We start from the raw sequence: 21,279 nt of genomic DNA on the forward strand, positions 1-21,279 counted from the left end.
TCAGTGAAAGGGAGTAACGGGTCCAAGGGGGGCCATCATCCCGCCATCTCGAACCAGACGACCCGCCGCGTCTCGTCATCGTTCCAGCCCCAGGCCGACGACAGTTCTCGGACCATCCACAGGCCACGCCCGCTTTCACTGAGCGTGTCCATTTGAGCGGGAATCTGCGGGATGGCACTGACAGAACCTTCATCGGTCACCTCGATCCGCAGGGCATGAACGATGTCGGTTATCACCAGTCGCACCACCCCACCCGACCTACGCCCGGAGTTGGAGTGCCGCACTGCATTAGCCTGCGGCTTTCGCGGCGAATTTGAGTCATCTTGATCGTTTACATGAGAAAAGTGCCTTTGAGCTGGGAGGATAGGGCTTGTCTAGGGTCCAATCCGCGCCAGTTCAGAAGGCACTTTTCACGTGAAGACTATCGTCTCTCAGCGCAAGATCGTGGTGTCCGCCGACGGTTCGGGGCTCATCTCGCAGGCCGGCGGGCTGCTGCTGTTGGAGACGTTGCGCATCACCGGTCTGCAGCGGGCGCTATCGGATCGGTTGGAGCGGTGGCGGCCGACGCGGGCGGTCCACGATCCCGGCAAGGTCATCGCTGATCTGGCTGTCACTTTGGCGCTGGGCGGGGACTGCCTGGCCGACATCGCGATGCTGCGCGCTCAGCCCGAGTTGTTCGGCCCCGTGGCCTCCGATCCCACCGTCTCGCGGCTGATCGACCGACTGGCCGCCGACCCGATGCGGGCGCTGAAGGCCATCCGCGTAGCCCGTGCCGCCGCCCGTGAGCGGGCCTGGGCCCTGGCCGGGCATGATGCGCCCGGCGCAGAGGGCGAACTGATCCCGCTGGACATCGACGCCACCATCGTCATCGCCCACTCCGACAAACAGCAGGCCACACCAACCTGGAAGAAGACCTTCGGCTTTCACCCGATGACGGCCTTCGCCGACCACGGCCCCGGCGCTGCCGGTGAACCATTGGCCATCATGCTGCGCGCGGGCAATGCCGGGTCCAACACCGCCGCCGACCACATCGACACCACCACTTTGGCCCTGGCCCAGCTTCCCAAGAACCGCCGTCGCCGTGTGCTGATCCGCACCGACTCCGGCGGCGGCACCCATGGGTTCCTCACCTGGCTGACCCGGCCCGGCCGCCGACTGCCCTACTCGATCGGGTTCACCCTCACCGACGACATCGGCGCCGCGATCCTGGCCCTGCCCGCCAGTGCCTGGACGCCGGCCTACGACGCCGACCGGCAGGTGCGGCCCGGCGCCTGGGTCGCCGAGCTCACCGGCATGCTGGATTTGTCGGCCTGGCCGAAGGGGATGCGCCTCATCGTTCGCAAGGAACGCCCGCACCCGGGGGCGCAACTGCGGTTCACCGATATCGATGGGCACCGCTTCACCTGCTTTGTCACCAACACCCCAGCCGGTCAGCTCGCCGATCTGGAGCTACGCCACCGCCGCCGCGCCCGCTGCGAGGACCGTATCCGAGCCGCCAAGGACACCGGCCTGCGCAACCTCCCGCTGCATGACTTCGCCCAGAACCAGATCTGGCTGGAGATCGTCGCGCTGGCCTGCGAACTGCTGGCCTGGATGCAGATGCTCGCCCTGGAGGGGCACGCCCGCCGGTATGAACCCAAACGCCTTCGGCTACGCCTGTTCGCCGTCGCCGCCCGCCTTGTCCGCGGCGGCCGCAGGCTACGACTGCGCCTGCCCGCGCGCTGGCCCTGGGCCGGCCAGCTCACCGCCGCCATCGCCCGGCTACAAGCACTACCCGCACCAACCTGACCACCACAAAACCGCCCCAACAAGCACGAAAGGAGCCCGTCGGGCCCGTGGAACCCCGCCCACCCGGCGCGACAGCCGGGCCACTGGGCTGACCACAACGGCGAATTCAACTCCCAGCCGAACCGCTCAGCCGACCAAACGAAGATCGCGAAAGATCGAGGCTAGCCACCAGTTCACTCACCAGCAGCTCAATCTCTTCCACATCCGGATGCCCTGCCAGCAGGCTACGCACATACCCCCGCGCCAGCGTGATCGAACTGGCCTTGGCCAGGACATCGACGGCGCCGAGAAATCCCACGGTCCTCATTGCGCCACCTCCCAGACTCGATCCGTCGCGTCGAGGGCCAGCGCCCGCACTCTGTGACCCTCCCCCCGCCCCCAGGTGAAGAACCACGTCCCTTTGCGCGCCAGCGCCATTACCTTTAGCGGCTTGGACGCCCGAGGAACCAACAGGGTCGGTTCCTTTCCACGCGAAAGGTCAACCGAAGCGCTCAGGCCCCGCTCACGCAGGTCCCACGCCAACCTGACCAGGTGAATGAACTGCTCTTGCGCGTACGGCACTTTCATCGAATCCGCCCTTCGTCGGCGCGCCGTATGGACCTGGCGCCAGCATGGCCGTCGGCCGATCACTCACTGTCACCGGCTGTACACTCTCCGGAAGCTACCGGAAACCTACTACCTCTGGAAGCTTCCAATGGAAGTTTCCAGAAAGGGGATCGCATGCCCGCGGACACAAGCCCAACCGTGCGCCGTCGTCGCCTAGCTTCTGAGCTGCGAAGACTCAGGATCGAACGCGCGATGGGCATGCAAGAAGTAGCGGAGAAAGTAGAGATGACCGCCGCGTCTCTCAGTCGCCTCGAAACAGGACGTCGCGGGATACGTCCCCGCGACCTACGCCTATTTCTCGATCTGTACCAAGTGGGCGAACCGGAACGGGAAGCCCTCTTGACCCTCGCCAGAGAAGCCCAGCAACGCGGTTGGTGGCAGAACTACGGCAACGTGCTGCCCAGCGAGTACGCAACGCTCATCGGGTTGGAAGCAGAAGCGGTCACCGTCAGGAACTACGAGCAAACATTGGTGCCGGGACTGTTGCAGACCGAGGCGTACGCACGGGCAATCATCGAAGCGTTCCGTCCGAGCGACTCACCCGACGAGATAAGCCGTCTCGTGGCCGTCAAGATGGAACGACAAAAGCGGCTTACCGACGATCGCCCGCTCGAACTGTCCGTGGTCCTCGGTGAGGGAGTCGTCCGACAGCATGTCGGGACGACAGAGACAGCAGCCGAGCAATTGCGGCGCCTGGCAGACCGACGGCCGAACGTGATGGTTCAAGTCCTGCCATACCGCGCAGGAGCACATCCAGCGTTGGCAGGGTCATTCAACATCGTAGGATTCCCCGCACCGAGCGACCTTGACGTGGTGTACCTGGAGAACATGGCAAGCGCGCTCTATCTGGAGGAAGCGGCTGACGTGCGGAAGTACGGAACCGTGTTCGATTACCTGCGTGCGGCAGCGCTTAGCCCGAATGATTCAGCCGATATGCTGTTGCAAGCAGCAGATAGACTCATGTAGTGATCAAAACAGAGGAGGCGCGGGATGTCTGACACGGATCTGTCCCGCGTCACTTGGCGCAAGAGCTCCTACAGCGGCGGCAACGGTAACTGCGTCGAGATCGCGCAACTACACAACGGCATGGTTGCCGTTCGCGACTCCAAAGAGCCGGACGGACCGGCGTTGAAGGTCAACCGCGCCGCGTGGGCCGCCTGCCTCGGCACCATCAAGCGCGGCGCGTTCGGCGACCTCGTCTGATCGTCGTCCCGGCAGCCAGACAGTCGTCACCTCATCAGCGAGATAATGCCCATTTCTGCACTTTGATCACATGCCTCCGATCGCCCCTAGCGGCTCGGCTCTTTGCATTTCAGCAATAGGGACCGCTTGACTCCCACGCTGCTCGGTAGCCGAACACCACGCGCCGCAGGTTGCGGGTGCCGCCCTCCACCTGCCGCTGCGGCTAGGCAACGATCTGGGTGGGCAGCACGGGGCTCACCACCCACGGCGGCAACGGGTGGGAAGAAGGCTGTTCGTGTCAGCCCGGTGGGGGTGGGGTTTCGACGGGGCGGTTGTCGGGCTGGAGGGGAGTGGTGCCGTCGGGTCCGGTGGTGGGGTTGGGGTTGGGGTCGGGGCTGCCGGTGGTGTCGGGGTTCGGCGTCGGCCGGGTGTCGGGCCGCTGCGGGTCCGGCGACGCGGGAGCCCGGTTGTTGGGGGGCGTCCCGTCGTTCCGGTTGTTGCCCCAGCCGTTCCCGTTGCCGTTGTCGCCCCAGCCGTTGAAGCCGCCGTTCCAGTCGTTGTAGTACGGGTCGTACGACGTGGAGCCGGGGAAGTCCTTGACCGGCCGGCCCGACATCGCCTCGGACATGAACGCCCGCCAGACCTGCGCCGGCAGGGAGCCGCCGAACAGCGCGCCGTACCCGGGGACGCTCACGGTCTTGTTGTCGTCGCGGAACATGTTCACGGCGGTCGAGAGCTGCGGGGTGTACCCGACGAACCACACTGAGCTGGATGAGTCGCTGGTGCCGGTCTTGCCGGCCACGGGGCGGTCGTACAACCGGGCGGCCGTGCCGGTGCCGCCCTCCACCACCTGCTGCATGGCGTACGTCGCGTCCGCGGCCGTCTGCTCGCTGAACGCGCGGACGCCGGTCGCGGTGAACTTGCTGGTGTGACCCTTGGCGTCGGTGACCGAGCGGATGACGTGCGCTTCCCTGTGGATGCCGTTGGCGGCGAAGGTGGCGAACCCGGAGGCCTGCTGGACGGCGCTGACCGACGCGGTGCCGAGCGGGAAGGTCGGGTAGTCCTTCTGCTTGGCGATCTGGCCGGCCGGGATGCCCGCGGCCTCGGCGGCCTTGGCGACCTTCTTCAGCCCGACCTTCTGCGCGAGGTCGACGAAGGCGGTGTTCACCGAGTTGCGCGTCGCCTCGACCAGGTCGATGGACGAGCCGTACGAGGTGCCGCCGGAGTTGGGGATCGGGTCCTTCGCCGAGGCGACCCGGATCGGCGAGTTGCCGTTGACCCGGGTGTTCAGGTCGAGGCCGTTCTCCAGCGCGGCGGCCAGCGTGTACGGCTTGAACGTGGACCCGGCCTGGACCTTCGCCGAGAACGCGTTGTCGTACTGGTTCTCGGTGTAGTCCTTGCCCCCGTAGAAGGCGACGACCTCACCGGTGCCCGGGTCGACGGCGGCGAGGCCGGTGCGCACCTTGCCGGAGGTGTCCGAGGGCAGGGTCTCCTCGACGGCGCGCTCGGCGATGGCCATGAGCCCCTTGTCGAACGTCGTCGTGATCTTGAGGCCGCCCTGCTGGATGTCCTCGTCGGAGAGGCCCCGGCGGTTCAGCTCCGCCCGTACCTGGGCGAGCATGTAGCCCTTCTGGCCGTTGAGCGAAAGCGGGTTCTTGAGCTTGGCGAGCTTGGGGAAGGTCAGCGTCGCGGCCTCGGACCGGTCGAGCGAGCGCGTCTGCACCATGGCGTCGACCACGGTCTGCCAGCGGGCCTTGGCGGCGTCCAGGTCGGCGCCCTGGGGCGCGGCGAAGCGCGACGGCTGCTGGATCACGGCCGCGAGGTAGGCGCCCTGCGACGGGGTCAGCTTGCTGACGTCCTTGCCGAAGTAGGCCTGCGCGGCGGCCTGGATGCCGTGCGCACCCCGGCCGAAGTAGATGGTGTTGAGATACTGCTCCAGCACCCAGGACTTGGACTTGGAGCGATCCACCTTCAGCGAGATCATGATCTCTTTGAACTTGCGCGTGGCCGACCGCTCCTGGCTGAGCCCGCTGTAGTAGTTGCGTACCAGTTGCTGGGTGATCGTCGAACCGCCCTGCACCTGGTTGCCGGTCACGGTCGACCACATGGCGCGAGCGGTGCCCGGCAAAGACACGCCCTGGTCCTGGTAGAAAGTACGGTTCTCGACGGAAATGACCGCATCACGCACTACCTTGGGCACTTTTTCGAGCGGGACGTTCTTGCGGTTCACGCCCTGCCGGGCGAGCACCGTCTTACCGTCGCGGTAGTAGATGAGCGAGCCCTGCGCCGTCGCGTCCTTCTGGGTGGTGTCGGGGATCGGCGTCAGAACCCAGACCACGGCCACCATCGCGACGATGCCGAGAACGGCGATGCCACCGGCGATGAGGAATCGGCGGAGAAGACGACGCCTCGACGAGCGCTTCTTCTCTTGGTCCCGCACGGCTCAACCCCCGATCTGCTGCCCAGCAAACCCCCGTAAGCTGGGCGGATCGTCCACAGTAAACGATAGATACCGGTGCTCCGCTCGTCGAGTGGCCCCACGATCTCCGCATTGCACAGGCTCGCAGATTTCCAGGTCCTCGTATGGGACATGCTCGCGGGTTCCCCGATATGCGTACGGGACAGATCTGCTTATTGCCACGTCTTCGTACGAAACCGCGTAGGGCTCAGGGGCGCGGCTCTAGCGGTCACGGTGACGCGGAGTGCCGGCCACGAGAGGCAGCACCCGGTAGGCGACCGGCGTGTCCAGGGCGATCACCGACGACGTGCGCGCCACCCCCTCGACGTCGACGATCAGGTCGATGACCCGCTGAAGATCGGCGTTGCTCCTCGCGACCACCCGGCACAGCATGTCACCGCCACCGGTGATCGTGTGGACCTCCAGCACTTCCGGAATGGACGCGAGCAGGCTCGCGACCGGCTCATGGCCGCTGACCTGCCGTATCTGCAGAGTGACGAACGCGGTCACCTGGTACCCCAGGGCGGCGGGGTCGACGTCGGGGCCGAACCCGGTGATCACGCCGCTCTCCACGAGCCGGTCGAGCCTCGCCTGGACGGTCCCCCGGGCCACGTTCAGCCTTCTGGACGCCTCCAGGACGCCCACGCGCGGCTCGGCGGCGAGAAGAGAGATGAGCCGTACGTCCAGCTCGTCAATCGTCATGCTGTACAGGATTACCCCTGGAGGTCCAGGATGGCTAGTCAATCTGCCTACCAGTTTGGGTAACACTTGCACATATAGGTCACCTCATCTGAGAGTGACCTCATGAGCGATGTATTTCCAGTACACGGCATGGATTCGGTGGTCTTCGCGGTAGGCAACGCCAAGCAGGCGGCGCACTACTACTCCTCGGCCTTCGGGATGCGCCTGGTCGCGTACAAGGGGCCCGAGACGGGAAGCCGGGACGAGGTGGCCTACGTGCTGACCTCCGGAAGCGCGCGCTTCGAGCTGCGCGGCTCGGTACGGCCGGGCACCGAGATCGCCCGCCACGTGGCGGAGCACGGCGACGGCGTGATCGACCTGGCCCTCGACGTTCCCGACGTGGAAGGCGCCTACGCGCACGCCGTCGCGGCCGGCGCCCGCGGGCTCGCGGAGCCGTACACCATCGAGGACGAGAAGGGCAAGGTCGTCGTGGCGGCCATCGCCGCGTACGGCGAGACGCGGCACACGCTCGTCGACCGGTCGAACTACAGCGGCACCTACCTGCCCGGCTACGTGCCTGCCCAGCCGCTGGTCGAGCCCCCGGCCAAGAGGTACTTCCAGGCCGTGGACCACTGCGTGGGCAACGTCGAGCTCGGCAAGATGGACGAGTGGGTGGACTTCTACAAGCGGGTCATGGGCTTCACCAACATGGCGGAGTTCATCGGCGACGACATCGCGACCGAGTACTCCGCGCTGATGTCCAAGGTCGTCGCGAACGGCACCCGCAAGGTGAAGTTCCCGCTGAACGAGCCGGCGATCAGCCGCAAGAAGTCGCAGATCGACGAGTACCTGGAGTTCTACGGCGGTCCCGGCGTCCAGCACATCGCGCTCGCCACGAACGACATCATCAGGACCGTCGAGCAGATGCGCGCGGCCGGGGTCGAGTTCCTCGACACGCCCGACTCGTACTACGACGACCCGGCGCTGCGCGCGAGGATCGGCGAGGTGCGCGCTCCCATCGAGGAGCTCAAGCGGCAGCGCATCCTGGTCGACCGCGACGAGGACGGCTACCTGCTGCAGATCTTCACCAAGCCCGTGCAGGACCGCCCGACGGTGTTCTTCGAGTTCATCGAGCGCCACGGCTCGCTCGGCTTCGGCAAGGGCAACTTCAAGGCCCTGTTCGAGGCGATCGAGCGGGAGCAGGACCGGCGCGGCAACCTGTGATCGCTTGTTTGCGGTGAGGGCATCCTGGTGATCACATACGCATGGGATCACCAGGGCCGGCACCCCTCGCGGGGCGGTGGAGACGCCTGTTCGCCGGCATCCTCGACATCCTGATCGTGGGGCTGATCACCTCGCCGTTCTCCTCCACGGTGGCCGAGCGGATGCCGGATGGGGCATACGAGGTGGTGCATGCGAGCAACGGGGTCGCCGTCGCGATCGTCTGGTTTCTTTACTACTGGCTGCTGACGGCGTTCTGGCGCGGCCAGACCGTGGGCAAGAAGCTGTTCGGGCTGCGGGTCGTGCGGGACCCCACCCAGGAGCCCGTATCGCCGGGGCAGGCGGCGGTCCGCGAGGCCGTGTACGGGATCTTCAGCGTGGTCTGTTGCCTGGGTCTCGTCGACGTGGCGTGGATCCTGTTTGACGGAAAGAAGCAGGCTTTGCACGACAAAGCCGCCTCGACCATTGTCGTGGATGCCTGATGACCTGGTCTTTCTCCCGTAGGCTGCACGACATGCAGCTGAAGGGGCCCAAGCGGCTGACCACCGCCATGCTGTCCGCGACCGTTCTCGGTCTGAACGCCTGTACCGCCTCGAGCGGGGCGACGGCGCAGAGCCCGGCACCCGACGCCGGCACCGCGCAGTCCGCCCAGTCCGGGGTAGGCACGCCCGGCGCGGCGGGCATCGGCGATCCCGACTTCCCCCTCGACGGCAACGGCGGCTACGACGTCGGCCACTACGCGCTGAAGCTGGCCTACGACCCCCCGACCAAGAAGCTCTCGGGCACGGCGAGCGTCAAGGCCAAGGCCGTCCAGAGCCTGTCGAGTTTCAACCTCGACCTGCACGGGTTCACCGTGCGCAAGGTCACCGTCGACGGCAAGGACGCGAAGTTCGCCAGGGAGGGCGACGAGCTCACCGTCAGCCCCGCCGCCGTGATCGCCAACGGCACCGAGTTCGAGGTCGCCGTCGACTACGCCGGCAAGCCGGACCCCGTGCGCAACTCCTCCAACCTCGGCACCTACGGCTTCATCCCCACCAAGGACGGCGCGTTCGTCACCAGCGAGCCCAACGGCGCCAAGACCTGGTTCCCGTGCAACGACCACCCGTCCGACAAGGCGACGTACGACTTCGACGTGACGGTGCCCGCCGGCACCACGGTCGTCGCCAACGGCGAGCTGCGCGGCGACCCGGTCACCTCCGGTGGCACCTCCACCTTCGCCTGGCACGAGGGCCACCCGATGGCGACCTACCTCGCGACGATCACGCTCGGGAAGTTCGACGTCAAGACCGGCAAGTCGCCGGGCGGCATCCCGGTGTACGCGGCGACCGACCCGGCGTTCAAGAACGACCTCGGCTTCCTGTACTCGACCTCCGCCAAGGTGACCGACTACTGGTCGAAGGTCTTCGGGCCGTACCCCTTCAACTCCACGGGCGGCGTGATCGACGACTTCTCCACCGGTTACGCCCTGGAGAACCAGACCAAGCCGATGTACGGAGGCTTCGAGCCGGACGAGAGCATCATCGCCCACGAGCTCGCTCACCAGTGGTTCGGCGACAGCCTGAGCATCACCCGGTGGAGGGACCTGTGGCTCAACGAGGGCTTCGCGACGTACGCCGAGTGGCTCTGGACCGAGCACAACGGCGGCCTCACCGCCGAGAAGACCTTCCAGGACTACTACTCGGCCAAGACGGCGCCCCTCTGGAAGTACCCGCCCGGGGTGGCCCAGCGGCAGGACCTCTTCAACACCTCGGTCTACCTCCGTGGCGCCATGACGCTGCACGTCCTGCGCAAGCGCATCGGCGACGAGACGTTCTTCAAGCTCCTGCGCACGTGGACCGAGCAGCACAAGTACGGCGGCGTCACCACCGGCGAGTTCGTCCAGCTCGCCGAGAAGCTCTCGGGCAAGCAGCTCGGCGGCCTGTTCGACGCCTGGCTCTTCAAGCCGCAGCGCCCCGCGCTCAGCTGAAGATGAGCTTGTAGCCGTAGCGGCGCAGGCCGGTGAGCACCTCGTCGCAGTGGATGGGCCCCTTGGTCTCCAGATGCATCAGCACCTCTGCCTCGTCGAGGTGGAGCCGGGGGTCCATGCGTTCGTGGCCCACGTCGAGCACGTTGGCCCCGAGGTCCGCCAAGCGGCTGAGCAGCGTGGCGAGCGCCCCGGGGCGGTCGGGGAGCCTGATGCGGAAGGCCAGGTAGCGCCCGGCGACCGACAGGCCGTGGCGCAGCACCTTCGACAGCAGCAGCGGGTCGATGTTGCCCCCCGAGAGCACCACGACCACGGGCGGCTCGAAGGCGTGCGGCCAGTCGAGCAGCGCGGCGACCCCGGCCACTCCGGCGGGCTCCACGACCATCTTGGTGCGCTCCAGGCAGAGCAGCAGCGCCCGCGACAGCGTCTCCTCCGACACCGTGACCACGCTGTCCACCAGGTAGTGGATCATCTCGAAGGTGATGTCGCCGGGGCGGCCGACCGCGATGCCGTCGGCCATGGTCGACACGGGCTCCACCACGACCGGGTGCCCCGCGGCGAGTGACGCGGGGTAGGCGGCGGCCCGCTCGGCCTGCACGCCCACGATGCGCACGCCCGGCCGCATGGACTTCGCGGCGAGGGCGACCCCCGCCGCGAGCCCGCCGCCGCCTACCGCGAGCGTGATCGTGCCCACCTCGGGGAGCTGTTCGAGGATCTCCAGCCCCAGGGTGCCCTGACCGGCCACGACGTCGGGGTGGTCGAACGGGTGGATGAAGACGGCCCCGGTCTCGTCGGCGTGCTCCTTGGCCGCCGCCAGCGCGTGGTCGACGGTCGTGCCCGCGAAGATCACATCGGCGCCGTACGAGCGGGTGGCCTCGACCTTCGGCAGCGGCGCGCCGTGGGGCATGAACACCGTGGACTTGCAGCCCAGCAGCCCCGACGCCAGAGCCACTCCCTGGGCGTGGTTGCCGGCGCTCGCCGCGACCACGCCCCGGGAGCGCTCCTCGTCGGTGAGCCGGGCGATGCGCACGTACGCGCCCCTGACCTTGAACGAGCCGGCCCGCTGGAGGTTCTCGCACTTGAGGTAGACCGGGCCGCCGATGAGCTCGGACAGGACCCGGGAATGCAACAACGGCGTGCGGATGACCACGTTGTCGAGCAGTTCACGGGCGGCGACCACATCGTCGTAGGTCACCTCAGGGTGCGCCATGCCCGAAGTCTCCCACTCATCGCCTCCCCTCGCCCTCACCGGCCCACCATCAGTCCGACGGCTGGGGCAAGCCCCTATCGAGCACTGGATGCGGCGCTCAGGCGGGACCGTCAGCTGCCCGGCGGCGGGGTGCGCTCACCGATGTCGAACGCCCACCAGCGCTCCACAGATGTTCCCCCCGTCATTCCGGACCGCCCGAAAGGCCGGCGCGAATATAGAACTTATGGGAAGCGGAACGTAGTCATCTGATGTACCCAAACAATATAACGACGCCCCCTCTCAAGCTGAGATCCATACTTCCACCTCAACTCACCAGGCGAATAACCAGTAAGGCGCGTCCAAGACAGTCCCGGACAGATTGGACACCTGCACGATGAATGGCAACGGCACCGTCGTCAGTTGCGGAAGCTGGGCCTATTACGCCTGTGGCTGTCCCTGCGCCTGCCCGTGATCTGTACTATATGCTAGTCAAGGCCTCCCCATGCTTGACAAAGCGTGGGGAGGTACTCATTCGACGTGCGATCACAAGGTGAATCATGCGAGTATTTCTGGCACTGGCCGCAAAGCGTTCCGGAGTCGATATTAATATGGCGATATCGGTCGCACGGTCAGCTGTCGGGAAGGTGTTTCCCGTCCCTCTGGACACGGTGACCGCAGCCGAATGGATCGACGAAGAGACCGCATTATTAGCCTGGTCCAACGAAGGGTCGACCACCGGCCGTCCGCCGCTGCTCGCGCAGGGCGAAGGGCGAGCGGTGGGAGTCAGCGGCAACATGGCCCAGAAGGACGGCGTCAGGCGACTCCTTGAGACGGCTTCCTTAGGCCACCAAGCAGACGGGACGGGTGGTTGTTTCTCCGCCTTCGGTGCCGCTCGGGGAGAGATCCAAGCGGCGACTTCCAGCACTCGGGCCTTCCCGGTCTTCTACACGGAGAGCGCTGACCTGCATGTGGTCGGTAGTCGGGCCTTACACGTTCATCTCGTCGCGACGGGCGAAAACATCTCCTGGAACGAGGTCGCCCTCCAATCCATGATCCGCCAGGGGTACTTCCTCTCAGACGAAACCCCCTACACGGGGGTGACAGCTCTCGGCCCATCCTCCTCCCTCGCGATCCGCGGCGGGATCCGCACCATCACCCCAGGCACCTTCCCCGAGGCCCGTCCGACCCCCACATCACCAAAGGCGAAGCGTGCGGCGATCGCGGGACTGGGAGAGGCTTTGGTCGCGGCTGTGGAGCCGTTGCGGTCTGCCGCGGAACCAGTGAACCTGGCCTTGACGGGCGGCCGGGACAGTCGACTGATGGCCGCGCTGCTCCACGCGGCACGAATTCCCTTCAGGGCGACCACGAACGGACTCGACACCCATCCTGACGTCAGGATCGCCCGTTTGATCGCGCGCAGGCTGCGTATCGATCACAACGTTATTCCTCCGATTCAGACGGAGCAGAAGGACGCCATTCTCCTGCCGCACCCCAGCGAACGCACCTACGAGGTGCTGCGGACGTGCGAGGGGATGACTTCCGCCTACGAAAGCATCGTGGAGTATTTGCCCTACAGCTCCAAGCCGACCATGTCGGGGCAGAGCGGGGAGATCCTGCGCGGCGGGTTCCTCTACAGCCAGAAGCAGACCACTGCCAAGGCCATGCTCCGCCGGGTGAAGGATTTCTTTCTCAAGAACGAGGCCCTTTTCACAGAGGAGGCGAACGATCACGCCCGGCAGATCGCCGCCCCCTGGTTGGAAACAGCGGGGCGCAACCCCTGGCAGGTACTCGATCATATGTACGTCACCTATCGGGTAGGACGATGGCATGCTTCGGCCAGAGCCGGGTCGCTGCGCCGTGGTGACCCCGTTCAGCCGTTCCTGGACAACCGGGTGGTCATCGAAGCACTCTCGCTGGACCAGCAGTGGCGCCACTCCGAAGAGGTGGTCTACGAGCTGATCCGGCGATTCGCTCCGGGGCTGCACAAAATCGAACTCGAAGGCAGCCCGTGGAGATTCGCTGCCGATGAGCAGAAGTCGGGCTGGAGTTGGCCATGGTCGTCGTCCGGCACGGCCCCCTCAACGAAGCCCGCCAAGAAGGCCGGCGGCGGCTGGAACTGGCGGACCAGTCCGGGGCCGGTTCTGTCCGGACTGCTCGGCGACTACGTCCTGGAACGAGCTGACGCATTGGCGGCACTTGTCCGTCCGGAGGAACTCAAAGCTCTGTTCTCAGCGCCCTCGGTATCGCAGCCCGCGCTCGCCTGGAACCTCTACACCGTCGCCGCCATGTTGACGGAGTCCTTCCCCGGCGACCCTGTCACGGGGTTGGCGCCCATTCGCATAGAAATCCCCCGTACGTCTTCGTGACTTCAGCGATCGGCAAGATTCGTCATATGGTGGCTTTCGTCGAATCGCTTCGGTCGATGGTACCGGCGAGAGCCGTGAAGTCGACGGCCGCTGTGATCGTATGCATGGAGGCGGTCATCGTTGTCGCGTTGGCGGCAGGCTTCGTCGACGACAGGATGGCCTCACTGGGGTTAACGGTATCGGCTCTTCTGCTCGTCATATTCAGCTTCAAGATCATCATCACGATCCGACGTGGCACTCAGGCATATTGCCGGTGTTTGGGGAGAGAGGCAGCAAATTCTCTACCCGTCACGTTGTTCGGAATGGATCACTTACCGCGGTCGCGTTGCCGCCCGCTCGCCTCGGCGGCCTCCACGTACGTCCCGGCCGGGCGGGCGCCCGTGCCGGGAGTCCAGCCCTGGGACAGGGCCCAGGCGGCGAGGCCGGGGCCTCGGGCCATGGCCTCCAGGCAGCCACGTCCCCCGCACCCGCACGGGGGCCCCTCAGGACGACGCCCTCGGGCCAAGCCATCGGGCCGCCGCACCCGGCCCCCACGCCGATCACCTCTCGGCCCGGCCCGCGTTCCAGCACGGAGAGTCTCCCACTCCCCGGCCGGACGCACCCGCACCGGCCCACCATCAGTCCGGCGGCTGGGGAGGCCCCCTATTCACGCCCGGATTCGGCGCGAAAGCCCCGTCGGGCGGGGTCAGATGCCCGGCGGCGGCGTGGCGTCCCCGATGTCGAACGCCCCGGGGTCGTCCACGAGCTTGCACGGGTTGACGGGCCCGTCCGTCAGCCTGCCAATGAAGCTCCAGGCGACCCCCGGGTTCTTCACCGTCGGCTCCTTCGGGTTCTCCGCGATCTCCAGCACCACGGTCTGGTCACGCTGGACGTACCGGGGGTAGATCGTGATGCCGTCCCGCATCCGTATGGCCTTCCCGGAGGGCGAGCCGGCGAGCTTCTCCCTGACCTTCGCCCGCACCGCGGGATCCTTGCTCGCGAGCTCCTCGACGGTCGGCATGTTCGCCTGGTCCGCGTCCAGGGGACGGAACCCTGGCCTCTCGCACCGCTTGCCCAGCGGCATGTACGTGACGTCGGCGCGCACCCCCGCGGCGGCCAGTTCCCTCTCGACGCCCTCCGGGTCGCGGAACTCGCGGATCGTGAGGGTGACCGACCCGTCAGGGTTCTTGGTCACCGCGTAGGCCGGGGCACCGGTCCCGGTCACCAGTGGCACGGCGATCGCCGCCGCCGCGGCCGTTCCGGCCACCGCTGTCACCGCCAGGAATTTTCGGCCGGTGGTCCACCGCGGAGCGGGGGCGCGCCCCCGTGGCGCCCTGACGGACATCTCCGTCTTGAGCTCCGCGAGCAACCTGTCCTCGAATGTGTCGTTCATCTGATTCCTTCCATCACAAGGGGCGGTACGACGCCGGGAACCCGCTGGAGCGAGCGCCTGGCCCGGTGGAGCCTGACGCGGGCGGTGCCCTGCCGGATGCCGAGGGCGGCGGCGGCCTCCGACACGGTGAGCTGGTCGACCACGACCAGCTCCAGCAGCGCCCGTTCGCTCTCCGGCAGTCCGGTCATGGCCTGGAGCGCCCGGCGCGCCGGGCTTTCCGCGTCGATCCGGTCTTCCAGGCGTGCCAGGTCGTCGCCTTCCAGCAGCCTGCGGCCCGCGATCCGGTTGCCGGCCCGGAGCTCGCGCGCGGCCCGCCGCCGTTCGGCAAGGACGGTGTTGCGCGCCACGCCGTACAGCCACGCGATCTCGCTCCCGCGGCCCGGCCGGTAGGTGTGCGCCGAGTCGAGCACGGCGAGGAAGACCTCCGCGACAAGATCGGCGACCGTGTGGGGATCGCCTACCCGGCGGGCCAGGAAACGCGTCACCTCGTCGAAGTGGCGCCGGTAGAAGACTTCGAAGGCGTCGGGGTCATCGGCGATCTCCGCCAACCCCGGTTGTCTGAGGCGCACCTGCTTCGCTCCCTTCGTCGTCCGAGTGCTTACCTCACTGCTTGGACGAAGAGCTACAAAGCGTTACACCAAGGCCTGCTAGTGGGCTCAGACCCCGTGGGCCGCCTTCTGGCCGCCGTCGGAGCCGTTCTGGCCCGCGCCGCTGGAGAAGACGAGGATCGAGGCGGAGAACCCGTGCACGTGGTTGTGCCCGGCGACCGGGCCGACCTCGCCGGCGGCGAAGAACCCCGCCGTGCCGACCGGGCCCAGGGTGTCGTGGAGCGCCAGCACGTCGTGGTCGGGGCTGCCGAACATGGCGGCGCCCCTGCCGTTGCAGGAGAACAGCAGCGCGCCGTCGATGCGCCCGCGCTGCTCGACGTGGGCGTCCAGCAGCTCGTACAGGTCCTCGTCGGCCGCGGCGGCGTCGCGGACCTGGAAGCGGACGCTCTGCCCGATGTCGAGCACGTCGCCCACCGCCACGGCCTCGCGCTCGGGGTCGATGCCGAGGATGCCGCGGATCAGGAAGTCGCCCCGCTCGTGGCTCTCGGCGTACTCGTCCATCGCGACGCCGATCTGCAGGCCGGACGCGACCAGCTCGCGGTCCTCCTCGTCGAGGCCGCTGACGATGTCCTCCAGGCGGGCGAGCGCGGGCTGCCCGGCCAGCTCCAGCAGAAGGTTCTCCTCGGAGCGGGTGACGACCATGGTGGGGCCGATGGGACGGCAGCCCTGGCTGACGACGGTGCTGACATTGAGGGGGCCGCTCAGCATCACGCCGATCGCGCCCTCGGTGTACATCTCGCCGCCCGCGAACAGGCGTACGGAACCCTGGCCCCGCATGCCGTTGGCCAGCCCGCCCACCAGCGGGAGGTTGCCGAGGACGTCGGCCGAGTGCTCCACGAAGGCGTCGGTCGGGAAGCTGTAAGGGTCCGCCAGCAGTATCGCCACCTGGTCGTCGGCCCCCCGGTCGGGCAGACCGATGATCACGAAGCGGTCCTCCATGCGGAGGGTCTCCAGCGCGAAGGTCGTGACCCGCCCGCCGCCGAGGCTCGCGGCCCAGGCGCTGACCGCCGAGGTCAGCTCGACCCCCTGGCTGTCGCCGATCACGCCGGTGGCGCTGCACCCGATGACCTGGGCACCCGGCGCCATGCGCATGGCGCGGAGCCCGGCGCGGGCGACGTCCTCGGGGTCCTCGCCGCAGATGAAGAAGCACACCAGGTCGGGCGGCCCCGACAGACCGGAGAGGGCTTGGCGCACGGCGGTCTCCGCGGCCACCACCAGGTCGGAGCCCACGGCGAGACCGTCCGCGAACCGGCTCGTCAGCACTGCCACACGCCTCGCCTCCTCGTTCCGTCGCGAGTCGTAGTGTCGGCCATTTGCCCCTCTTGGCCGGATTCTCCCCACTACGGGAGTAACGACGCGCGCATAGCGTCACGCAATGGTCAAGATCCGAAATGTGTATAAGCTGCCGCATCCCCCCCGCGCGACGTAGTCTCGTTCCCGTGCATGAATCGCCCACACAGCGAAGTGAAACGCCGCAAGCTCGCACTCTCCGCGACCTGCGCGAAAGTGGTCACACCTATCGCACGGTCAAGGCGGAGATCCGCGAAAACCTGCTCGACAGATTACGCTCAGGCAGGCCGAGATTCCCGGGCATCGTCGGATTCGACGACACCGTGCTCCCTCACCTCGAGCGGGCCCTGCTGGCGGGCCACGACCTGGTGCTGCTAGGCGAGCGCGGCCAGGGCAAGACCCGGCTCATCCGCACGATCACCCGCCTGCTCGACGAGTGGACCCCGGTGGTCGACGGCTGCGAGATCAACGACCATCCGTACTCCCCCGCGTGCGTCCGCTGCGTGAAGCTCGCCGCCGAGCACGGCGAGGAGCTGGAGATCGCCTGGAAGCACCGCGACGACCGGTACGGCGAGAAGCTCGCCACGCCGGACACCTCGGTCGGCGACCTGATCGGCGACGTCGACCCGATCAAGATCGCGGAAGGCCGCACGCTCGGCGACCCCGAGACCGTCCACTACGGCCTGGTGCCCCGCACCAACCGGGGCGTCTTCTCGGTCAACGAGCTGCCCGACCTGGCCGAGCGCATCCAGGTGTCGCTGCTCAACGTGCTGGAGGAGCGCGACATCCAGGTACGCGGCTACAACCTGCGGCTGCCCCTGGACCTGCTGCTGATCGCCAGCGCGAACCCCGAGGACTACACCAACCGGGGACGGATCATCACCCCGCTCAAGGACCGGTTCGGGGCCGAGATCCGCACCCACTACCCGCTGACCCTGGAGGACGAGCTCGACCTCATCCGCCAGGAGGCCGCGCTCAACTGGCGGGGCCAGGACCCGGCCGGGGACTTCGCGGCGGGCGAGCCTGCCGGGCTGAGCGCCGAGCTGCCCGAGCACCTGGTGGAGACCATCGCCCGGTTCACCCGCCTGGTGCGGGAGTCGACGGCGGTGGACTCGCGTTCCGGCGTCTCCGCCCGCTTCGCGATCGCCGCCGCCGAGACGGCCGCCGCCTCGGCCGTACGGCGTGCCGCCCTGACCGGCGAGGAGCGCCCGGTGACCCGGGTGTGCGACCTGCCCGGCATCGTCCCCACGCTGCGCGGCAAGGTGGAGTTCGAAGTGAGCGAGGAGGGCCGCGAGGTCGAGGTGCTCGCCCACCTGCTGCGCCGGGCCACCGCGGAGACCTTCCGCGGCACCCTCGGCGGCCTGGACCTGTCGGCGCTGCTGGACAAGTTCAGCGAGGGCGTCCAGATCGAGTCCGGTGAGCTGACCCCGGCCACCGACCTGCTCCAGCAGATCGGCCCCGTCAACGGCCTCGCCAAGATCATGTCCGCCGTGGGCATGGGCGAGGGCGACGAGTCCCCCGGGCACGCCGCCGCCGCGCTGGAGTTCGCCCTCGAAGGGCTCTATCTCATGCGGCGCCTGTCCAAGGACGAGGTCGACGGGGGCGCCGTCTACCGCACCTGAGCCCGGGCTCCGCCACCGGAGGCGGCGCCCCCTGGCCGGTGAGCCGCCTTCGGTCCCGCCGTGCCTCGCGCGGCGGGGCGGCGCTTGGCGTTTCCTCGCACATCGGACACACGACGATTAGGCTCACAAAAGATGAGTGGCTACCGATACGGCGAGTACCAGGACGGGCCCGATCCGCTGGCGCCGCCGTACGACGTGCGCGCCGCGCTCGACGAGATGGGCGACGCGATCCTTTCCGGGTCCAGCCCGATGGACTCCCTCAACGACCTGCTCAGGCGGGGCCTGCCCGGCGCACAGGACCGGCGCGGCCTCGACGAGCTGCTGCGCGAGGTGCGCAAGCGCCGCCGCGAGCTGCGGGAACGCGGCAGCCTCGACGGCACGCTAGAACGCGCCAGGTCCCTTCTGGACAAGGCCATCGGCCAGGAACGGGCGGAGCTGTTCCCCGACCCCTCCGACGACGCGCGGCTGCGCGAGTCGGAGCTCGACGCGGTGCCGAGCGACACCGCGAGCGCGGTGCAGCAGTTGAGCTCGTACGAGTGGCGCTCGGCGGCGGCCCGCCAGACGTTCGAGGAGCTGCGCGACCTGCTGCGCAGGGAGGTCCTCGACAGCAGGTTCCGCGGCATGCGGGAAGCCCTGGCCAATCCCGATCCAGAGACGATGGAACGGGTCCGGCAGATGATGTCGGATCTGAACGACATGCTGGACCGAGACGCCCGCGGCGAGCACACCCAAGATGATTTCGACCAATTCATGCAGAAGCATGGGGAATTCTTTCCGGAGAATCCCCGCAATCTCGAAGAGCTGGTCGACATCCTGGCCCGCAGGTCCGCCGCGGCCCAGCGGATGCTCGCGTCCATGACCCCGGAGCAGCGCCAGGAGCTGCAGGGGCTGATCGACCAGACGCTGCGACAGGCCGGCCTGGGCGAGCAGATGGCCCGCCTCGGCGAGTCCCTGTACGCCCGCCGCCCCGACCTCGCGTGGGACACCCCTGAGCGGATGAACGGCGACCAGCCCCTCGGCATGGGCGACGCCGTCAGCGCCCTGGAGGAGCTCGCCGACCTCGGCCGGCTGGAGGAGGCGCTCCGCCAGGACTACCCCGGAGCCCGGCTCGACGACATCGACGAGGCCGCGATCCGCCGTGCCCTGGGCCGGTCGGCCGTCGACGACCTGGAGACGCTCAAGCAGATCGAGCGCGAGCTGGAGGAGCAGGGGTACCTCCGGCGGCAGCGCGGCAAGCTGGAGCTCACCCCGAAGGCCGTGCGCCGGCTCGGGGAGACCGCCCTGCGCAGGGTCTTCGACTCGCTGGACGCCGGCAGGCGCGGCGACCACGACCAGCGTGACGCGGGAGCGGCCGGCGAGCTGACCGGCTCGTCCCGCCCGTGGCGCTTCGGCGACGAGCAGCCACTGGACGTGGTGCGCACCCTGGTCAACGGCGTTCGCCGGGGAGTGCCCGCCGGCCGCGACGGCCGGGTGTCGCTGTCGGTGGACGACTTCGAGGTGGCCGAGACCGAGCGGAGGACGGCGGCGGCGGTGTGCCTGCTGGTCGACCTGTCGTACTCCATGGCCCTGCGCGGCACCTGGGCGCCCGCCAAGCAGACGGCGCTGGCCCTGCAGGCCTTGGTCGCGTCCAAGTTCCCCGGGGACGCCGTCCAGATCATCGGCTTCTCCAACTACGCCCGCGTGCTGCAGGCCGAGGAGCTGGCCGGGCTCGAATGGGACATGGTCCAGGGCACTAACCTGCACCACGCGCTGCTGATCGCGGGCCGCCACCTCGACCGGCACCCCGACTTCGAGCCCGTGGTGCTCGTCGTCACCGACGGCGAGCCGACCGCCCACCTCATGCGGAACGGCCGTTACTGGTTCGAGTGGCCGCCCTCCCGCGAGACCCTGGAGCTCACGCTGGCGGAGGTCGACAAGATGACCCGCCGCCGGGCGACGATCAACGTGTTCATGCTGGCCACGGACGAGCGGCTCAAGGACTTCGTGGACGAGGTGGCCAGGCGCAACGGCGGCCGGGTCTTCTCCCCGAGCGCCGACCGCCTCGGGGAGTACGTCGTCAGCGACTTCCTGCGGTCTCGCCGCACCCGCTGACTGAATAGCGGTTTGCGGGGGTATGTCCATCTTCCGGCGCACTTTTCGGGAAAGGACAATCAATACGCTTTGTCGAGCTGGGTGTTAATCAGTTGCCGATCGATATGCGATCTCGGAGGATATTCATAAAGGGTGATTTACCCGAGATCCCCGAGGTCGGCCCGTCCCGAAAGGAGGGTGCCATGTTCGCGGCAGTCGCTCTCCTCCTCCTCATGATCTTCACGGTGACGATGTTCGAGGTCACCGTGAACAACCGGCACCGTTCCCCGAAGCCGCCCGTCCCCAAGACCCCCGCCGAGACGGCGCAGGAGGACGTCCCGAAATCATGAGCGCGCGCTCATGATTTCGTACGGTTGTCCGACGGCCGTTCCCCGCTGATCACAGAGACGATAGCCTCAGCGGCATGTCGTTCCTCGACAAACTTCTGCTCTGGCTGCACATCGGCTTCGCGATCTTCGCGATCGGCCCGCTGACCGCCGCCACCATGTTCACCCCGCGATACATCCGGGCCAGAGATGCCTCCGTGCTGCGCTACCTGCACCGCAGCACGCGCATCTTCGGCGTGCTGACCCTCGGCGTGTTCCTGTTCGGCCTCGCGCTGGCGGGCGCCAACATCGGCAAGCCGTACTTGTCGGTGTCGATGACGCTGTTCATCGTGGCGGCGGTGCTGCTGGTCATCATCGATCGTGACCAGAGCACCGCCGTCCGCGTGCTCTCCAACGAGACTCCGGAGGACGACGCCAAGGTTCAGACCGGGCGCATCGCCACCCTCTCGTCGGTCATGGCCCTCATCTGGCTCGTGATCCTGGTGCTGATGGTGTGGTTCAACCCCTGAGCGCGCC

The 21,279-nt window shown here is 67.7% G+C and carries 20 protein-coding genes and 1 pseudogene; 12 read left to right on the forward strand and 9 right to left on the reverse strand.

What is annotated here, in order from left to right; all coding sequences use genetic code 11:
* Nucleotides 1-35 precede the first annotated feature (35 nt).
* Nucleotides 36-284, reverse strand: coding sequence for an ATP-binding protein (locus tag OG589_RS32110; protein WP_405141757.1), 249 nt, complete (start codon nucleotides 282-284; stop codon nucleotides 36-38).
* A gap of 130 nt (nucleotides 285-414) precedes the next feature.
* On the opposite strand from OG589_RS32110, the gene OG589_RS32115 reads away from it, so the two are divergent.
* Nucleotides 415-1,788, forward strand: coding sequence for an IS1380 family transposase (locus OG589_RS32115; protein WP_405140689.1), 1,374 nt, complete (start codon nucleotides 415-417; stop codon nucleotides 1,786-1,788).
* Nucleotides 1,789-1,894: 106 nt separating this feature from the next.
* On the opposite strand, the gene OG589_RS32120 is transcribed toward OG589_RS32115, so the two are convergent.
* Nucleotides 1,895-2,095, reverse strand: a complete 201-nt coding sequence (locus tag OG589_RS32120; RefSeq protein ID WP_405141759.1) for a hypothetical protein — start codon at nucleotides 2,093-2,095, stop codon at nucleotides 1,895-1,897.
* A gap of 413 nt (nucleotides 2,096-2,508) precedes the next feature.
* Between OG589_RS32120 and OG589_RS32125 the strand changes: the two genes are divergently transcribed.
* Together OG589_RS32125 and OG589_RS32130 are read left to right on the forward strand one after the other, a co-directional pair.
* The gene (locus tag OG589_RS32125) at nucleotides 2,509-3,360 is read left to right on the forward strand and encodes a helix-turn-helix domain-containing protein (RefSeq protein ID WP_405141760.1); all 852 of its coding nucleotides are present in this window, start codon (nucleotides 2,509-2,511) and stop codon (nucleotides 3,358-3,360) included.
* A gap of 24 nt (nucleotides 3,361-3,384) precedes the next feature.
* Nucleotides 3,385-3,597, forward strand: coding sequence for a DUF397 domain-containing protein (locus OG589_RS32130; RefSeq protein WP_405141761.1), 213 nt, complete (start codon nucleotides 3,385-3,387; stop codon nucleotides 3,595-3,597).
* Between the two features lie 277 nt (nucleotides 3,598-3,874).
* Here the strand turns inward: OG589_RS32130 and OG589_RS32135 are convergent, their stop codons facing one another.
* Together OG589_RS32135 and OG589_RS32140 are read right to left on the reverse strand one after the other, a co-directional pair.
* Nucleotides 3,875-6,016 (reverse strand): transglycosylase domain-containing protein, encoded by a 2,142-nt coding sequence (locus tag OG589_RS32135; protein ID WP_405141763.1) that lies wholly within the window; start codon nucleotides 6,014-6,016, stop codon nucleotides 3,875-3,877.
* A 240-nt stretch (nucleotides 6,017-6,256) separates the two neighbouring features.
* Nucleotides 6,257-6,736 carry an Lrp/AsnC family transcriptional regulator gene (locus tag OG589_RS32140; RefSeq protein WP_405141765.1) on the reverse strand — a complete coding sequence of 160 codons (480 nt, stop codon included), beginning with the start codon at nucleotides 6,734-6,736 and terminating at the stop codon, nucleotides 6,257-6,259.
* Between the two features lie 129 nt (nucleotides 6,737-6,865).
* Here OG589_RS32140 and hppD point away from each other — a divergent pair, with 129 nt between their 5' ends.
* Genes hppD through OG589_RS32155 form a run of 3 tightly spaced genes read left to right on the forward strand, consistent with a single transcriptional unit; the run spans nucleotide 6,866 to nucleotide 9,902 of the window.
* The gene (hppD, locus tag OG589_RS32145; RefSeq protein WP_405141766.1) at nucleotides 6,866-7,939 is read left to right on the forward strand and encodes a 4-hydroxyphenylpyruvate dioxygenase; all 1,074 of its coding nucleotides are present in this window, start codon (nucleotides 6,866-6,868) and stop codon (nucleotides 7,937-7,939) included.
* Between the two features lie 41 nt (nucleotides 7,940-7,980).
* Entirely contained in the window at nucleotides 7,981-8,418 is a 438-nt protein-coding gene (locus OG589_RS32150; RefSeq protein WP_405141768.1) for an RDD family protein, read from the forward strand.
* Between the two features lie 32 nt (nucleotides 8,419-8,450).
* Nucleotides 8,451-9,902: a M1 family metallopeptidase gene (locus tag OG589_RS32155; RefSeq protein ID WP_405141769.1), complete on the forward strand. Its 1,452-nt coding sequence runs from the start codon at nucleotides 8,451-8,453 to the stop codon at nucleotides 9,900-9,902.
* Here OG589_RS32155 and ilvA read toward each other — a convergent pair.
* A complete protein-coding gene (ilvA, locus tag OG589_RS32160; protein ID WP_405141770.1) occupies nucleotides 9,895-11,109 on the reverse strand; it encodes a threonine ammonia-lyase in 1,215 nt (404 codons plus the stop codon). The two genes, OG589_RS32155 and ilvA, sit on opposite strands and share 8 nt — an antisense overlap.
* A 536-nt stretch (nucleotides 11,110-11,645) precedes the next feature.
* On the opposite strand from ilvA, the gene OG589_RS32165 reads away from it, so the two are divergent.
* Nucleotides 11,646-13,454, forward strand: coding sequence for an asparagine synthase-related protein (locus OG589_RS32165; RefSeq protein ID WP_405141772.1), 1,809 nt, complete (start codon nucleotides 11,646-11,648; stop codon nucleotides 13,452-13,454).
* Between the two features lie 26 nt (nucleotides 13,455-13,480).
* Nucleotides 13,481-13,681, forward strand: a pseudogene (locus OG589_RS32170) (hypothetical protein); the annotation flags it as partial.
* Nucleotides 13,682-13,761: 80 nt separating this feature from the next.
* On the opposite strand, the gene OG589_RS32175 reads toward OG589_RS32170, so the two are convergent.
* The 4 genes from OG589_RS32175 to OG589_RS32190 all read right to left on the reverse strand — a co-directional run bounded on the left by OG589_RS32175 (nucleotide 13,762) and on the right by OG589_RS32190 (nucleotide 16,703).
* Nucleotides 13,762-14,061, reverse strand: a complete 300-nt coding sequence (locus OG589_RS32175) for an ROK family protein (RefSeq protein WP_405141773.1) — start codon at nucleotides 14,059-14,061, stop codon at nucleotides 13,762-13,764.
* Nucleotides 14,062-14,139: 78 nt separating this feature from the next.
* Nucleotides 14,140-14,826, reverse strand: coding sequence for a hypothetical protein (locus OG589_RS32180; RefSeq protein ID WP_405141774.1), 687 nt, complete (start codon nucleotides 14,824-14,826; stop codon nucleotides 14,140-14,142).
* A complete protein-coding gene (locus tag OG589_RS32185; protein ID WP_405141775.1) occupies nucleotides 14,823-15,395 on the reverse strand; it encodes an RNA polymerase sigma factor in 573 nt (190 codons plus the stop codon). Before OG589_RS32185 ends, OG589_RS32180 begins: the two co-directional genes overlap by 4 nt.
* Before the next feature lie 87 nt (nucleotides 15,396-15,482).
* Complete coding sequence (locus OG589_RS32190; RefSeq protein WP_405141776.1) at nucleotides 15,483-16,703, reverse strand: FIST N-terminal domain-containing protein; 1,221 nt, start codon at nucleotides 16,701-16,703, stop codon at nucleotides 15,483-15,485.
* A gap of 122 nt (nucleotides 16,704-16,825) precedes the next feature.
* Here OG589_RS32190 and OG589_RS32195 point away from each other — a divergent pair, with 122 nt between their 5' ends.
* The 4 genes from OG589_RS32195 (at nucleotide 16,826) to OG589_RS32210 (ending at nucleotide 21,272) form a co-directional block, all read left to right on the forward strand.
* The gene (locus OG589_RS32195; RefSeq protein ID WP_405141778.1) at nucleotides 16,826-18,346 is read left to right on the forward strand and encodes a sigma 54-interacting transcriptional regulator; all 1,521 of its coding nucleotides are present in this window, start codon (nucleotides 16,826-16,828) and stop codon (nucleotides 18,344-18,346) included.
* A gap of 132 nt (nucleotides 18,347-18,478) precedes the next feature.
* Entirely contained in the window at nucleotides 18,479-20,437 is a 1,959-nt protein-coding gene (locus OG589_RS32200) for a vWA domain-containing protein (RefSeq protein ID WP_405141780.1), read from the forward strand.
* A 182-nt stretch (nucleotides 20,438-20,619) separates the two neighbouring features.
* Nucleotides 20,620-20,766: a hypothetical protein gene (locus tag OG589_RS32205; RefSeq protein ID WP_405141781.1), complete on the forward strand. Its 147-nt coding sequence runs from the start codon at nucleotides 20,620-20,622 to the stop codon at nucleotides 20,764-20,766.
* Between the two features lie 74 nt (nucleotides 20,767-20,840).
* A complete protein-coding gene (locus OG589_RS32210; RefSeq protein WP_405141783.1) occupies nucleotides 20,841-21,272 on the forward strand; it encodes a hypothetical protein in 432 nt (143 codons plus the stop codon).
* The last annotated feature ends 7 nt before the right edge of the window (nucleotides 21,273-21,279 follow it).

The sequence above is a fragment of the Sphaerisporangium sp. NBC_01403 genome, assembly GCF_045040145.1.
Lineage (GTDB): Bacteria > Actinomycetota > Actinomycetes > Streptosporangiales > Streptosporangiaceae > Sphaerisporangium > Sphaerisporangium viridialbum.